General features: G+C 63.3%; 10 protein-coding genes and 1 pseudogene. 8 read left to right on the top strand and 3 right to left on the bottom strand.

The features are described 5' to 3' along the window. Positions 1 to 146 precede the first annotated feature (146 nt). The 6 genes and pseudogenes from pilM (at position 147) to PSO31014_RS13915 (ending at position 7,347) form a co-directional block, all read left to right on the top strand. Positions 147 to 1,196 carry a pilus assembly protein PilM gene (gene pilM / locus PSO31014_RS13890; RefSeq protein ID WP_150552147.1) on the top strand — a complete coding sequence of 350 codons (1,050 nt, stop codon included), beginning with the start codon at positions 147 to 149 and terminating at the stop codon, positions 1,194 to 1,196. Between the two features lie 2 nt (positions 1,197 to 1,198). Then, positions 1,199 to 1,858: a PilN domain-containing protein gene (locus PSO31014_RS13895; protein ID WP_150552148.1), complete on the top strand. Its 660-nt coding sequence runs from the start codon at positions 1,199 to 1,201 to the stop codon at positions 1,856 to 1,858. Continuing rightward, positions 1,848 to 4,457, top strand: coding sequence for a type IV pilus secretin PilQ (gene pilQ / locus PSO31014_RS13900; RefSeq protein ID WP_174976513.1), 2,610 nt, complete (start codon positions 1,848 to 1,850; stop codon positions 4,455 to 4,457). The genes PSO31014_RS13895 and pilQ overlap by 11 nt, the downstream gene beginning before the upstream one ends. Beyond that, positions 4,363 to 4,881: pseudogene (locus PSO31014_RS13905) on the top strand (shikimate kinase); the annotation flags it as partial. The gene pilQ and the pseudogene PSO31014_RS13905, both read left to right, overlap by 95 nt. 236 nt (positions 4,882 to 5,117) lie before the next feature. Further along, positions 5,118 to 6,194 (top strand): 3-dehydroquinate synthase, encoded by a 1,077-nt coding sequence (gene aroB / locus PSO31014_RS13910; RefSeq protein ID WP_150552151.1) that lies wholly within the window; start codon positions 5,118 to 5,120, stop codon positions 6,192 to 6,194. Between the two features lie 16 nt (positions 6,195 to 6,210). Next, the gene (locus tag PSO31014_RS13915; protein WP_150552152.1) at positions 6,211 to 7,347 is read left to right on the top strand and encodes a deoxyguanosinetriphosphate triphosphohydrolase; all 1,137 of its coding nucleotides are present in this window, start codon (positions 6,211 to 6,213) and stop codon (positions 7,345 to 7,347) included. Between the two features lie 145 nt (positions 7,348 to 7,492). Here the strand turns inward: PSO31014_RS13915 and PSO31014_RS13920 are convergent, their stop codons facing one another. The 3 genes from PSO31014_RS13920 to PSO31014_RS13930 all read right to left on the bottom strand — a co-directional run bounded on the left by PSO31014_RS13920 (position 7,493) and on the right by PSO31014_RS13930 (position 10,066). Then, positions 7,493 to 7,870, bottom strand: a complete 378-nt coding sequence (locus tag PSO31014_RS13920; protein ID WP_174976514.1) for an ElaB/YgaM/YqjD family protein — start codon at positions 7,868 to 7,870, stop codon at positions 7,493 to 7,495. A 330-nt stretch (positions 7,871 to 8,200) separates the two neighbouring features. Continuing rightward, positions 8,201 to 8,950 carry an OmpW/AlkL family protein gene (locus tag PSO31014_RS13925; RefSeq protein WP_150552154.1) on the bottom strand — a complete coding sequence of 250 codons (750 nt, stop codon included), beginning with the start codon at positions 8,948 to 8,950 and terminating at the stop codon, positions 8,201 to 8,203. 267 nt (positions 8,951 to 9,217) lie between these two features. Next, positions 9,218 to 10,066 carry an OmpW/AlkL family protein gene (locus PSO31014_RS13930; RefSeq protein WP_150552155.1) on the bottom strand — a complete coding sequence of 283 codons (849 nt, stop codon included), beginning with the start codon at positions 10,064 to 10,066 and terminating at the stop codon, positions 9,218 to 9,220. A 198-nt stretch (positions 10,067 to 10,264) separates the two neighbouring features. Here PSO31014_RS13930 and PSO31014_RS13935 point away from each other — a divergent pair, with 198 nt between their 5' ends. Both PSO31014_RS13935 and PSO31014_RS13940 read left to right on the top strand, forming a co-directional pair. Beyond that, a complete protein-coding gene (locus tag PSO31014_RS13935) occupies positions 10,265 to 10,966 on the top strand; it encodes a transposase (protein WP_150552156.1) in 702 nt (233 codons plus the stop codon). A 380-nt stretch (positions 10,967 to 11,346) separates the two neighbouring features. Further along, the gene (locus PSO31014_RS13940) at positions 11,347 to 16,080 is read left to right on the top strand and encodes a glutamate synthase-related protein (RefSeq protein WP_484555846.1); all 4,734 of its coding nucleotides are present in this window, start codon (positions 11,347 to 11,349) and stop codon (positions 16,078 to 16,080) included. Positions 16,081 to 16,159 lie beyond the last annotated feature (79 nt).

Here is a 16,159-nt window from a genome sequence, read left to right on the forward strand (position 1 = left end):
AGTCGGACGAGCAAATGCCGGCGCGGATTCCTAAACTGCATCGCGTTTGCCCGGCGACCGTGAGGATTCGGACTGGTCCGATTGGGCTGCTGCGTCGCGCTGGATAGCATCGATGACATCGACTGGGTGAGAAACGGGAGGATGTCATGATCGAAGCGGTTCTGCGCGGTGTGCGCCACATGGGCAGCCAACTGGCGGCGGCGTTGCCGCGTGCCGGGGGCGGCGGTTGCGGTATTCATTTCGACGCCGGCGGCATGCATTTCGTTCGCCTGACCCGGGTGGCCGGACCCGCGCAGTTGCGTCTGGACGCCTGTGGGACTGCCGTGCTCGAGGACGACATTTTGCGCGGCGCGTCGATCGTCAAGCCGGAGGCCGCTGCGCGTCGCCTGGAGGAGCTGTTGGAGCGGCTCGGCACCCACGCGCAGGATCTGCGGGACGACACTATCGTACTGGCGTTGCCCGCGCACGGGCTGAAAACGCAGGTTGTCGAGTGTCCGGAGGATTTGCCGCCGCGTGCGTTGCGAGCGTGGTGCGAGCGCCGTGCGGCCTTGCTGCTGCCCGGTGACGGCAATCCCGCCTTGCGCCATCGCGTGGGCGTGACGTGGGCCGACCCGGGCAACTATCGGCTGCGTTTGTACGCCTGTGAAGCAGAATTGGTCGATGGCCGCGTCGCGGTGCTCGAGATGTCGGGACTTCGTGTGCATGCGACCGATGCGGCGCACGAGGCCGGGCGACGAGCCTTCCGATGGGCATGGCCGGTCGGTGGCGATGCGATCGCATCGGAGTCGCCGCGCGCACCGATGGGGTTGCTGCAAATCGACGCGCATCACCTCGATCTGTCGGTCTTCGATGGGCACACCTGCGTGGCCGACGTCAGAGAACGTTTCGACGGTGTCGGCGGCCATCCGGACGCGTTGGCAAGCGTGGTGCGCGAGTTGTCGGGCAAGCTGCCGGTCGCCGTAGGCGTCATGCATATCGCGACGCAAGGCGCGAGTCCTGGGGAGCTCGTGGCGATCTGCGACGCGGTCGGAGCGGCCTGCGGCATCCCTGTGCGGCCATTCGATCCCCTGCGACGATTCGAATCGTCGAGTCCGTCCGGGCCACGACGCCAGACTTTCGCGCAGCGGACTGCGCTTGCCGTGCCGTGCGGACTGGCGTTGCGTGCCATGTCGATGAGGGGCGTGACATGCGAATGAAGGTGCAATTTCCTCCACTTGATTTCCTCCCCACGCTGGCCCAGCGCCGGCAGCGCGAGTTTGGGCGGCAATGGCGCATATGGGTGTGCGTGGCCGCGTGTGGTGGGCTCGCATCGCTCGCGCCGATTGCTCGCGATATCTCCCTGCGCCAGCAAACGCAGGCGCAAATGACGACGTTACGTGCGACAAGCGAGAAACTCGGCGGGCAGATCACTGCGTTCGAGGCTGCCGGGCGTGAGTTGGCGGCGATGGATGCCCATCGTCGGGCGGCTGCGGCGTTGATCGAGCGTCGGCAGCCCGTCGCGAACCGGTTGCTCGACATCATGCGCGCGTGCGCCGACGGCGTGCGATTGACGTCCGTGAAGATAGGCAAGGATCAAGCGCGTGTCGAAGGCTATGCAACGACGCAATCGCGAGTACGCGAAACGCAGAAGCGATTGAGGACGCTGCCATGGGTGCGAAAAGTCGCGGAAGTCGAATCGAGCGTCGTCCCGGAGACCGTCAGGCGTCAGTGGGCCGGCGGGGCGACACAGGCCTCCGTGCCGACCCTTCGCCGCTTCACGTTGCGTATCGAACTGAAGCGCGCATCGAGGCCCGTTGCGCTATCGGTCAATGCAGAAGTCGATGGGCTGCCGAGTGAGGAGGTGCCCGATGTACGCTGAGCGCCCTCCGCCGGACGATGTCCGTGACATTTTTCGTGATGTAGCGGACCGCTGGCGTGCGCGATGGACGGCGTGGACGTCGGTCTCGCCGGCCGAGTGGACGCCGCCCGTGCGGTGGGGGGTGGCCATCCTTGCCTGGCTGGTGGGGTTTCTGTTGGTGTGGTCGGTCTGGTGGCTGGTCGGCCTGCCCGTAAGGGCAACCTTGCAGAAGGATCTTGCCGCCGAGCAGCAGAGGTGGGATCGGGCCAACGACGCCGCGCGTCGCTTACCCGGTTTGATGGCAACACTGCGTGACGCAGAGGCCGAGACGAGGGCTTGGCATCGCCAGCTTCCGCTCGCCGCGCAGATCGTGGGGGAAGCGGCAACCGAGGCGAGCCAAGGAGCGGACGCGCCGGCACAGCACCCGGCAGCATCCTCGCTACCGGACCTCGCTGACGACACGCGCTCGGCGTGGCGCGCCGATATTGAGCGCCTTGCCGCGCGATCGGGCCTGACGCTGGAGGCAGCACGGCCGGGGCCCGCCGCGTCGGTGGGGGACCTCGAAATCGAGCGTGCCGAAATGCGCGTCGGGGGGCGAGTCGCGAATCTACTCGACTGGCTCGCCGAGGTCGACCGGATGCCACGGCATCTAACGATCGAGCACCTGTTGCTTCAGGGGCCGGCCTTGGGGACCTCCGGTGCGACGGCGGTGGGAGAGGCCGAGGCTGGAGTCACCGCCACGGTGGCCGCCTACGCCTGGCGACGTCCCGCAGACCTTCCCGGTGTGCCTTCCGGGCGACCCTTGCCGACGTTACCGCCCCCGGCCCCTCCTTGGCAGATGCCGGCGGACACGATCGACGTGTTTCGCACGCCGCTCACGCGCCGCTCAGCACAGGACGCCGTGACGATGGCAGCGTCCAGCCCGCAGTCGCCGGTCGACGACGGGACGCCTGTCGGATCGATGCGCGCGGGATCGCGTCGGGTCGTGCTTCACCGGACGTCGGCTGCGGGATTGGCGGCGACCTGGAGCGAAGGCCCGCTGCGACAGGGGCCTGCGCCGGAAGATTCCGACACGTTGACCGTCGACGTGACACTCCATGGCGTGGAGGCGGCCGATGCGCTACGGGCGTTCGCCCGTCTCACCGGACGCAGTGTGGTGATCGGCGAGCGCGTCACCGGGCGTCTCGACATGGAAGTGCAGCGCGTCTCGGCGGTCGTGGCGTTTGACGTCATGGTCCGGAGTGCCGGTCTCGGCGTTCAATCGTTGAACGGCGTCGACTGGATCGCTCCGCGTGCCGACCTGCTGGCTGACGAGCAGACGCAACTCGAAGCGGCCGCGAAGCGCGAGGCGTTGCTGCCGCTGGCCAGCCGTCGTTTCACGCTGAACTATCCACGTGCGTTGGCGCTGCGCGAGATCATCATGGGCGAGAAAGACCGCAAGGGGCAACGATTGTTGTCCGCGCGAGGCAGCTTGATTGCCGATCCGCGCACGAACCAATTGTTCGTGACCGATTTACCGGAAAAGCTCGATGCGCTGGCTGTATTCATCGCGCGAATCGACGTTCCGGTCCGTCAAGTGTTGATCGAGGCCCGCATTGTCGAGGCCGACGACCGCTTCAGCGAGTCGCTCGGTGTCAGGCTCACGGGACAGCTCGGTCGCGGCGAAGGCAAGCAGAAACCCGGCGAGCGGCCAGCCGTGGAGGATTCACGGGGTGGTGCGGGCGCGAATAGCGGAGGTGGAACGCCATTGGGCAGTGCGCTGGACATCGGGTTGCCTGCGGCGGCGCTGGCCGGCGTGGCGCCGCCAAGCTTGGCGATCACGCTTTTTGGCCGCTCCGCCACACGCTTCTTGCAACTGGAACTCTCAGCATTGGAGACAAGTGGGCGTGGTCGTGTCGTCTCCCGGCCTCGCGTGGTCACGGCGGACAAGATTCAGGCGCTCATTGAACAGGGCACGGAGCTGCCCTACCAGACGCAAAGTGGCCGCCGCAATGCGACGTCGATCCAATTCCGCAAGGCCACGTTGAGGCTCGAAGTGACGCCGCTGATTACCCCGGACGGTCAGGTGATTCTGGATGTCGATGTGCGCAAGGACAGTGTCGGGCAGGCGGTGGCGCAGGGGTTTGCCGTGGATACTCGGCATGTCAAAACGCAGGTGCAGGTCGAGGACGGAGGGACGGTGGCCATTGGCGGGATCTACCAGGAAGAACGACGCGACAGTCGAGCCGGCGTGCCGTGGTTGAGCGATGTGCCATTGCTGGGCGCGCTGTTTCGTAATCGAGCCAACGACGACCGCCGCACGGAACTGCTGGTGTTTCTGACGCCCAGTGTGGTGCCCGACGGCCGGACGGACGGCGAGGCCGAGGATAAGGCGGCTTCCTCAGGCGTCTCGCTCGAGCCTCCGAAAAATGACCTGCCGTTAGGTCATCACCGGCTCACCGGGGTGCTCTCCGAGTTGACGCGTTCCGCACGCCCGACGCATATCCCGGTATCATCGGGGGCTGGAACCCAAATATCAGCGATTTATGCTGGAAAACGTAATACTTGTCGGACTGATGGGGGCGGGCAAGACCACGGTTGGGCGCGCAGTGGCACGACGTCTTGGGCGGCAGTTCTATGACTCCGACCATGAGATTGAAGCGCGCACGGGCGTGCGCATTCCGATCATCTTCGAGCACGAAGGCGAGGATGGCTTCCGTCAGCGCGAAGCCCAGACCATCGACGAACTCACCCAATGTAGCGGAATCGTACTCGCCACCGGTGGGGGCGCGGTGCTGCGCGCGGAAAACCGCGAACACATGAAGTCGCGCGGCACGGTGGTCTATTTGCGAGCCAATCCGCATGACCTCTGGCTACGCACACGTCGTGACAAGAACCGTCCGCTGCTGCAAACGGCCGATCCACGCGCGCGTCTCGAGCAGTTGTTCAAAGAGCGCGACGCGCTGTATCGCGAGTGCGCTACCTTCGTCATTGAAACGGGGCGGCCGAGCGTAAATGCGCTCGTCAACATGGTGCTGATGCAACTGGAGATCGCAGGGATCGTTCCCAGCAGCACCGGTCTGCCATCCGATGTACCTGACGACGGGCAAGTCGGTGTGCATGGGGATGAGCCGGACGGTGCGCACGGTGACGGTGAAGCCGCTCGGGCGGCCGGGGGCGACGCTAAGCTGGCGCAGCAGGCCGACCGCGATGACGCATCGCACACACCGCCCGTAGCGCCAGCGCCTGACACCTTTCCTCGCTGATATCGCCGATATCGCTGAACATGACAATAAGCGGCATGAAGACCCTCAAACTCGATCTGGGCGAGCGCGCCTATCCGATCCACATCGGCACCGATCTGCTCACGCAGGAGGCCTTGTTTGCGCCGCACGTGCGCGGCACGCACGCCGTGATCGTGACGAACACTACCGTCGCCCCGCTTTACGCCGAGCGCGTCGCGGCAACGCTCCAACGGCTCGGCAAGCGTGTGGTCACCGCCGTGCTGCCCGACGGCGAGGCGCACAAGAACTGGCACACGCTCAACCTGATTTTCGACGAACTGCTTGGCGCTCAGGCGGACCGCAAGGCGACATTGATCGCGCTGGGCGGCGGCGTCGTCGGCGACATGACGGGGTTTGCCGCGGCGTGCTACATGCGCGGTGTCCCGTTCGTGCAGGTGCCGACGACACTGCTTGCGCAAGTGGATTCGTCGGTCGGTGGCAAGACGGGGATCAACCACCCGCTCGGCAAGAATATGATCGGAGCGTTCTGGCAGCCGAGCGCCGTGCTGGCCGACATTGGCACGTTGTCCACCTTGCCGGATCGTGAGCTGGCCGCTGGGCTGGCGGAAGTGATCAAACATGGCGCGATCGCCGATGAACCGTACTTCGACTGGATCGAGGCCAATATCGAAGCATTGAATGCCCGCGATACGGCGGCGCTGACCTACGCCGTGCAGCGCTCGTGCGAGATCAAGGCGCAGGTCGTCGCCAGCGACGAACGCGAACAAGGCCTGCGTGCCACGCTGAACTTCGGTCATACGTTCGGCCATGCCATCGAAGCGGGACTCGGTTATGGCGAATGGCTGCATGGCGAGGCGGTAGGGTGCGGCATGGTCATGGCAGCCGACCTGTCGGCGCGTCTGGGCTTTATCGACGCGGCGTTTGTACCGCGTATCAAGGCCCTGATCGTGGCGGCCAAGCTGCCGGTCGCGGGGCCGGATCTGGGGGAGGATCGCTACATCGATCTGATGCGGGTCGACAAGAAGGCGGAGGGCGGGGACATCCGCTTCGTACTGCTCAACCGATTGGGGCAGGCATTCATGACGAGCGTTCCCGAAACCGAACTTCGCGCGACGCTGCGCGCCAACATCTAGGAAAGGAGGGCTGGCGATGATCGATTACGAAGCGTCGCTCGCCTCCTACGCGGCGCGCTCGAGCGCGTCACTCGGACGGCGGTTTGCGGAACCCGCGCCTACGACGCGGACCGAATTTCAGCGCGACCGCGACCGCATCATTCATTCGACGGCGTTCCGCCGGCTCGAATACAAGACGCAAGTGTTCGTGAATCACGAGGGCGACCTGTTCCGCACGCGCCTGACGCATAGTCTGGAAGTGGCGCAGATCGGCCGGTCGATCGCGCGAAATCTGCGCGTCAGCGAGGATCTCGTCGAGGCGATCGCGCTGGCGCACGACCTCGGTCACACGCCCTTCGGCCACGCCGGGCAGGACGCACTCAATGCCTGCATGCAAGACTACGGCGGGTTCGAGCACAATCTGCAGAGCCTTATCGTTGTCGACGAACTCGAAGAGCATTACGGCGGCTTCAACGGGTTGAACCTCTGCTTCGAGACGCGCGAAGGCATTCTCAAGCACTGTTCTCGCGCGAATGCGAGAGGGCTGGGAGCGCTCGGTGAGCGATTTCTGAAGGGGCGGCAGCCCGGCATGGAAGCGCAGATTGCCAATCTTGCGGACGAGATCGCTTACAACAATCACGATATCGACGATGGTGTGCGCTCCGGCTTGTTATCGCTCGATCAACTCGACGAAGTGCCGCTCTGGAAACGCTATTGCGCCGAGGCGCGGCTTGCATGGCCGGAGATTTCCGGACGGCGGCTGGTGCACGAAACGACGCGACGGATTATCAATGCGCTGATCGTCGACCTGATCACGACCACGCGCCAACGCGTGGCCGATGCTTCGCCGTTCTCCATTGACGATGTGCGTGGCGCGGGACCGTTGGTGGCCTTTAGCGGCGAGATGCGTGAGCAGGCCGGGCGACTCAAGCGGTTTCTGTTCGAGAATCTATACCGGCACTATCTGGTGATGCGTATGGCAGCGAAAGCGCAGCGCATCGTTCAGGAGTTGTTCAACGCGTTTCTTGCCGACCCTCGCTTGCTGCCACCCAACTACCGCACCGAACACGCAGCGGATCAGCCACGCTGGATCGCGCACTACATTGCGGGGATGACGGATCGGTACGCAATCAAGGAATACAGCCGTCTCTTTACCATCGAGCCGACGCTCTGACGCGTGCCTTGGAATACGATGCGAAACAGCCGGCTTTCGCCGGCTGTTTCGCTATTGCCACCTCGCGCGTGACGATGAGCGCAGGGTGCCCCCAGGCGTCACGTTCGATGTCTGCCGGTGCACAACGGCACCGCCGGCGAGTGAGTTAGCTGCGTCCCGCAATGAATCCGAGCACCAGCGCAACAGCCGCCACGGTGCCAACGGTTTGCCATGGGCGCTCGTGGACATAACCGTCGGCTTCCTCCCAGACCTCGTTGGCGCGACGGCGCAGGTTCGCGCGGGCGTCGCCAAATTCGCTGCGGGCTTCGCGAAGCTTGTCGCCAATCTCGGCGCGCAGGGCATCGACGTCCGACGCCGACTTTGCGTTGGACAGCGCGTGGTCCAGATCGTCGAGCAGATCTCGCACGCGTGACGAGACGTCATGACTCGCCAGACGCGCTGCGCGTGCGGTACGTCGGCCGGCGAAGCGCGCGTCGTCCAGGCTGCTGTTGAGTACCGTTTCCGCTTTCGAGGCAATTCCCATTTTCAGACTCCCAAGAGGTGGTATTGAAATACGGCGTCCGTCAGACCTGGGGGAGAACAACGCCGGTGGAACCCTGAGGCGAGCGGCCATTATGGCGCGGCCGTTCGCGTGCGTACACCTTCAAAGAGTGTTGGAAAACCAAGAAAGTTGCGTCGCGTTGGCTGAAGATCGCGTAAGAATCTGCCGACATTGCGGGCGAAAATGCGAAAACGCCGCGCAAGGCGGCGTTTTCTTAACGGCTTGGTGCGACTTTTGCTGCCTCTAGGCGGCTGACCAGCGAGCTGGGCGGTGGACCCGCAAACGAATCGGGATGCGGGGCCAGATGCCAGCTTAGAAGCGGTAACCCAGCGACAGGAACGTCACCACGGGATTCAGCTTGACCTTGGCTTCGCTGGTCGTAGTGATCGGGCCGCGGGTGGTCGTCATCTTGGCCGTGGTGCTGACCGGGATGTACGACACGGAGAATGCGAGCGTCCAGTGCTTGTCCATGTTGTAGTTGATACCGGCGTTGAACACCGGCGCCCACGAGTTGGTCAGCTTGGCCGTCGTGTTGCCGCCTGGGCCGCCCGTCAGTGCATTGCTGGCCAGCGATTGGAAGCCCGGCGTCAGTTCGATGTTCGTATACCAGAAGTAGCTGACCCCAACGCCGACGAAGGGACGCCATGTGTCGTTTGCCTGTCCGAAGTAATACTTCAGCAACAAGGCCGGGCTCCACTGCTTGGCCGACGCCAGCGAGCCGCCACCCGGCAACGCGAGGTTGCCTTGTCCGTAGAGGCGGAACTTCGGCGCGAAGCCGGTGACGGCTTCCACGGCGATGTTGTCGGTAAAGAAGTGGGCAAACGTGAGGCCCGCGGTGTCGGCGTCGTCGACTTGGGCACCCGTATTGCCCAGTCGGCTATTCACTGCTGCGGCCAGACCCGGAACGTTCGATCCGGTCACATGCAGCGGATCGCTGGAAACCTGGGGCGAGAGGTGGAACCAGCCAAGGTTGACAACGTTATCGCCGGCTTGCTGTGCAAACGCGGTCCCGGACACCGTAAGCGTGGCCACGGCAGCCATCGTCAAATGCTTCAACTTCATCGATTCGTCTCCTGCTCAAGATTCTTTATTGTCGAGAATTTCGGTAAATGAAATTCAAGGCCATTATGCCGACGGGGCATAACAGCGGATAGCAAGAGTCTGGAGTGCGCGCTCTAAAGGTGTTGTTTCCATGCATCGACTCATGGAATGCCCCTAGAAAAATGCGCTGGACGGGCGAAAAGCGTGCCCTGACGCCCTGGGCACGCCTTTAGGATTTCACTGCGGAGTCCGATATGTCGAACGCATCATGCGTCCCGCACGCTGAGTCTAGAACTTGTAGCCGAGCGAGACGAAGGTGACAATCGGGTTCAGTTTGATCTCGGCGTCGGAGGAAGAGAGGACCGTGCCGTCCTGTGCCTTGATCTTGATGTTCGCGGTGGTCTTGAGGGGGACGTAAGAAACGGAGGCGCTGGCGACCCAGTGTTTGTCGAAGGCGTAGGAAATGCCGGCATTGAAAACCGGTTGCCACGACGCTGACGATTTCGCTTCGACGGTGGTCGGCCCGTTATGCCCGGAAGTGAAGGCGAGCACGCTGCCGAAGTTCTGATTCAACGCCGCTTCGAAATTCGGATTGAGATTGACGTTCGTGAAGAACGTATAACTCACGCCGACCCCCAGAAACGGGCGCCAGGTGGAATTGGCCTGGCCGAAGTAATACTGGAACACAAGCGCCGGACTCCATTGACGCACGCTCTGCACGATCGGATTGTTTTGTGGCGCGCCAAGGTCGATACTCGTGAGCGCGCCGGCCAGTCCTGGGGGGGCGATCACGCCTTGTCCGGTAAGCTTGAACTTGGCGGGAATGCCGGCGACGGTCTGCACGGCAATGTTGTCGGTGACAAAGTGGGTGATGACGAGGCCGAGCGTGTCGGCGTTACTGACCTTCGCGCCGCTTCCGGGGGACGTGAAGTTCGACGGCACCAGGCTTGGGGTGAGCCCTTCCTGGGTGACACTTGTGGTCATCGGCTTGCTGGAGTCCTGCGGCGCGATGTGAAACCATCCGAGATTGACGACATTGTCGCCGGCTTGTTGTGCGCTGGCGCGGGTGGGCACCAGGGAAACGAAGAGTCCGAGCGCGCACAGGCACGCCGCGGACCGATAGGCCCGAGTTGTCATTTGTCTATCCTCCCAAGATTATTTATTTATTTTTCGATGCATTATGCACTTGGGATTTCACGGCGCAATCGCCGTATCTAGAGTTTTTGTACGAATCAACGGGGTTTGGCTAGATATCAGTATTTAAAGAGGTTTTTTATGATGAAACCCTCTCGACGATCGTGATATCGAGCTTTAAAGAATTACATTTGAATCCGCATGGCCCGATTACCGCGACTTTTCATTCCACGCCAACCGCAGCACGTGATTCTGCGCGGCAATAACCGACAGGCGATCTTCGTCGACGACGAGGACCGGCGTGTATTTCACGACCGGTTGCGCGACGCTGCGCGCGCCAACGGGCTGGCGATTCACGCCTGGTGCATGATGCCGAACCATCTGCATCTGGTTGCCACGCCCGCAGACGAGCGCAGCCTTCCGGCCACGCTTCAGGCCGTCGGTCGCTACTACGTGCTGTACTTCAACCGCCGTCACCAGCGCACCGGCACGCTTTGGGAAGGGCGGTATCGTGCCACGGTCATCGAAGCCGACCACTATCTGCTGCTTGCCAGCCGGTACGTCGAACTCAACCCGGTGCGCGCGGGGCTGGCGGATGCGCCCGGGAATTACCTGTGGTCGAGTTACCTCCATCACGTCGGCCTCACGGTCGATAGTCTGGTCACGGACCACGCGCTGTACTGGGCGCTCGGCAATACGCCGTTCGAGCGTCAACGCGCTTACGCGGAGGGGTTTTCGATCCCGCTGCCGGCACCTGAGGTCGACGCATTGCGTACAGCAACGCAGAAAGGATGGCTGCTCGGCGGGCCCGATTATCAGGCTCGCATGTCACTCGCCGCCAACCGGCGCGTGAGTCCTCTCACGCGTGGGCGTCCGCGCAAAGCGATTTCGGACGCCCTCTGACGCTGGATGACGACAGGCCGGTGCCGGTCTGCCGCGATTTCTCTAGCTAATTGAAATCACGGAATTTTTTGACGACCGTGCGCCAGTCGAAATTAATCTGACCCCAATAAAAAGCGCTCGTCAGCGAGTGCGGTTTTTAATGCGGGTCTGACCCCATTAAAATATTTTGTCTTTGTGAATTCCTTGGCGTATATTCCAACTTCGGCCGATTGGTGCGATGCGCAAAAGCGTGCGCGCTGAGTCGGCCCCTGTGGCGACGCCCGAGAACGAACTTCGACGCGCGCGAATCCGCAGCCCTGGCCCACCCGGCCACCCCCACTTAACCCGGTCGACCGCGACGAGTATGCGCGCGGCGACCTCGCCAAGAGACGGTGTAACTCGTGGAAAAGAAACAGCAACCGATTGCAACGGCCGTAGCGGTGCCGGGTGAGGCGTACTTGGCGCCGGACGCTCAGGGCATGTACGACCCGGCCAACGAACACGATGCCTGTGGCGTCGGCTTCGTGGCCCACATCAAGGGCGTGAAGAGTCATGCCATCGTCGAGCAGGGCCTGAAGATTCTCGAAAACCTCGATCACCGGGGCGCCGTGGGCGCCGACCCGTTGATGGGTGATGGGGCCGGCATCCTGCTCCAGATTCCCGATCAGTTCTACCGCGAAGAGATGGCCCGGCAAGGCGTGACCCTGCCGCCGGCCGGCGAATACGGTGTCGGCATGATCTTTCTGCCGAAGGAACACGCGTCGCGTCTGGCCTGCGAACAGGAACTCGAGCGTACCGTGAAGGCCGAGGGGCAAGTCGTACTGGGCTGGCGCGATGTCGCGATCGATCGCGACATGCCGATGTCACCCAACGTGAAGGCGACCGAGCCGGTGATCCGTCAGATCTTCATCGGCCGTGGGCAGGACATCATGGTGACGGACGCCCTCGAGCGTAAGCTGTACGTCATCCGCAAGACGGCAAGCCACCGCATTCAGGCGCTCAAGCTCAAGCACGGCAAGGAATACTTCGTGCCGTCGATGTCGGCGCGCACGATCGTCTACAAGGGGCTGCTGCTGTGCGACCAGGTTGGCCGCTACTACCGTGATCTGGCCGATCCGCGTACCGTCTCGGCACTCGCCCTCGTGCACCAGCGTTTCTCGACCAACACGTTTCCGGCATGGGAGCTGGCGCACCCGTACCGCATGGTCGCGCACAACGGTGAAATCAACACCGTCAAGGGCAATGTCAACTGGATCAACGCCCGCACGGGCGCGATTTCGTCGGCCGTGCTCGGCGACGATCTGCAGAAGCTGTGGCCGCTGATCTACCCGGGCCAGTCGGACACCGCATCGTTCGACAACTGCCTCGAAATGCTCACGATGGCAGGCTATCCGCTCGCCCACGCCGTGATGATGATGATCCCGGAAGCCTGGGAACAGCACACGTTGATGGACGACAACCGCCGCGCGTTCTACGAATATCACGCCGCGATGATGGAGCCGTGGGACGGCCCTGCCGCCATCGCCTTCACCGACGGCCGTCAGATCGGCGCGACGCTCGACCGTAACGGTCTGCGTCCGGCGCGCTTCGTGATTACCGACGACGACATGGTCATCCTGGCCTCGGAGTCGGGCGTGCTGCCGATTCCCGAGTCGAAGATCGTCAAGAAGTGGCGCCTGCAGCCGGGCAAGATGTTCCTGATCGACATGGAGCAGGGCCGCATCATCGACGACAAGGAGCTCAAGGACAACCTCGCCAACGCGAAGCCGTACAAGAGCTGGATCGACGCCGTGCGTATCAAGCTCGACGAGATCGAGCCGAAGGTCGAAGAGGCCGGTGTGCATCACGATTCGGCTACGCCGCTGCTCGACTTGCAGCAGGCCTTCGGCTACACGCAGGAAGAAGTAAAGCTGCTGATGACGCCGATGGCGATCAACGGCGAAGAAGCCGTGGGCTCGATGGGCAACGACAGCCCGCTCGCGGTCATGAGCAACAAGAACAAGACGCTCTATCACTACTTCCGCCAGTTGTTCGCCCAAGTGACGAACCCGCCGATCGATCCGATCCGCGAGAACATGGTGATGTCGCTGGTGTCGTTCATCGGCCCGAAGCCGAACCTGCTCGACACGAACAACATCAACCCGCCGATGCGTCTCGAAGTGTCGCAGCCGGTGCTGGACTTCAAGGAAATCGCGAAGATCCGCCACATCGACAAGTACACCGGCGGCAAATTCCGCTCGTACGAGCTGAACATCTGCTATCCGGTCGCGTGGGGCAAGGAGGGCATTGAAGCGCGCCTCGCGTCGCTGTGCGCCGAAGCCATCGACGCGGTGAAGTCGGGCTACAACATCCTCATCGTGTCGGACCGCCTGACGAATCGCGAACAAGTCGCCATCCCGGCGCTGCTCGCGACCTCGGCCGTGCATCAGCATCTGGTCGCGCAAGGTCTGCGCACGAGCACTGGCCTGGTGGTCGAAACCGGTTCGGCGCGCGAAGTGCATCACTTCGCATTGCTCGCGGGCTACGGCGCGGAAGCCGTTCACCCGTACCTCGCGATGGAGACGCTCGCACAGATCGCCCGCAAGCAAGGCGGCGACCTCACGCCCGAGAAGGCGGTCAAGCACTTCGTCAAGGCAGTCGGCAAGGGCCTGCACAAGGTCATGTCGAAGATGGGCATCTCGACCTACATGTCGTACACGGGCGCGCAGATCTTCGAAGCCATCGGCTTGTCGCAGGAATTGGTCAAGAAGTACTTCCAGGGCACGGCGTCGAACGTCGGCGGTATCGGCATTTTCGAAGTGGCCGAGGAAGCGGTGCGCCTGCATCGCGACGCCTTCAGCGACAACCCGGTGCTCGCGAACATGCTCGACGCGGGCGGCGAGTACGCGTTCCGCATTCGTGGCGAAGATCACATGTGGACGCCGGACGCCATCGCCAAGCTCCAGCACTCGACCCGTTCGAACTCGTACCAGACGTACAAGGAGTACGCGAACCTCATCAACGACCAGAGCAAGCGTCACATGACGCTGCGCGGTCTGTTCGAGTTCCGCGTCGATCCGCAGCGCGCGATCCCGCTCGATCAGGTCGAATCGGCCAAGGACATCGTGAAGCGCTTCGCCACCGGTGCCATGTCGCTCGGCTCGATCTCGACCGAAGCGCACGCCACGCTGGCCGTTGCCATGAACCGTATCGGCGGCAAGTCGAACACGGGTGAGGGCGGCGAAGATGCGCGCCGTTATCGCAACGAGTTGAAGGGCATTCCGATCAAGAAGGGCGAATCGCTCGCATCGATCGTCGGTCACGACGTCATCGAGGCCGATATCGAACTCCAGGACGGCGATTCGCTGCGCTCGAAGATCAAGCAGGTGGCCTCGGGCCGCTTCGGTGTGACGGCCGACTATCTGGTCTCGGCCGATCAGATCCAGATCAAGATGGCGCAGGGCGCGAAGCCGGGCGAAGGTGGTCAGTTGCCGGGTCACAAGGTGACCGAGTACATCGGCAAGCTGCGTTACTCGGTACCGGGCGTCGGCCTGATTTCGCCGCCGCCGCACCACGACATCTACTCGATCGAAGATCTGGCGCAGCTCATCCACGATCTGAAGAATGTGAACGCCGCGTCGTCGATCTCGGTGAAGCTCGTGTCCGAGGTGGGCGTGGGTACGGTCGCCGCCGGTGTCGCGAAGGCCAAGGCCGATCACGTGGTGATCGCCGGTCACGACGGTGGCACGGGCGCTTCGCCGCTGTCGTCGGTGAAGTACGCCGGCACGCCGTGGGAGCTGGGCCTGGCCGAGACGCAACAGACGCTGGTGCTCAACCGCTTGCGCGGTCGTATCCGTGTGCAGGCCGACGGTCAGATGAAGACCGGTCGCGATGTGGTCATCGGCGCGCTGCTGGGTGCCGACGAATTCGGCTTCGCGACGGCGCCGCTCGTCGTCGAGGGCTGCATCATGATGCGCAAGTGCCATCTGAACACCTGCCCGGTGGGCGTGGCGACGCAAGACCCGGTGCTGCGCAAGAAATTCCAGGGCAAGCCGGAACACGTAGTCAACTACTTCTTCTTCGTGGCCGAAGAAGTGCGCGAAATCATGGCGCAACTGGGCATCTCGAAGTTCGACGACCTGATCGGCCGCGCCGACCTGCTCAACACCCGCGCGGGCGTGGAGCACTGGAAGGCGAAGGGCCTGGACTTCGCGCGCATCTTCCATCTGCCGGAAATCGAAGCCGACGTGCCGCGTCTGCATGTCGAAACACAAGATCACGGCCTGGCGGCCGCACTGGATCACACGCTCATCGAAAAGGCGCTGCCGGCGCTCGAGAAGGGCGAGCATGTCTCGTTCATCCAGCCGGTGCGCAACCGTAACCGGACGGTCGGCGCGATGCTTTCGGGCGAAGTGGCCAAGCGTTACGGCCACGACGGCCTGCCGGACGACACGATCCACGTGCAGCTCAAGGGCACGGCCGGTCAGAGCTTCGGCGCGTTCCTCGCACGCGGCATCACGCTCGATCTGGTGGGTGACGGCAACGACTACGTGGGCAAGGGCCTGTCGGGCGGGCGCATCATCGTGCGTCCGACCAACGACTTCCGCGGTAACGCCGAAGACAACATCATCGTGGGCAACACCGTGTTGATCGGCGCCATCGAAGGCGAAGCCTTCTTCAATGGCGTGGCCGGCGAACGCTTCTGCGTGCGTAACTCGGGCGCCACCGCCGTGGTGGAAGGCTCGGGCGATCACGGTTGCGAATACATGACCGGCGGTACGGTGGTCGTGTTGGGCGAGACCGGCCGTAACTTCGCGGCGGGGATGTCGGGCGGCGTGGCCTACGTGTACGACGCTGACGGCACGTTCGCCGCCAAGTGCAACACGGCGATGGTCGCGCTCGATCCGGTGCTGCCGCACGGCGAGCAGGAGCGCACGGTGAGCCAGGGGTTGTGGCATCGCGGCCAGACCGACGAGGCGCAACTGCGCGAGCTGATCGAGCGTCACTTCCAGTACACGGGCTCGACGCGCGCCAAGGCGCTGCTCGAAGACTGGGACGGTGCGCGCCGCAAGTTCGTGAAGGTGTTCCCGAGCGAATACAAGCGAGCCCTCGGCGACATGGCCAAGGCCAACGAAAAACAAGCACTGGCGGCCTGAAACCGCTAGCGCGGCGGCGCCACGGGGTGAGGGCCCCGATGGCGTGCCGCGCACGGGTGAGGCACGGTAACCACAAAAC

The organism is Pandoraea soli, from assembly GCF_902459595.1.
In the GTDB taxonomy this organism is placed as follows: domain Bacteria; phylum Pseudomonadota; class Gammaproteobacteria; order Burkholderiales; family Burkholderiaceae; genus Pandoraea; species Pandoraea cepalis.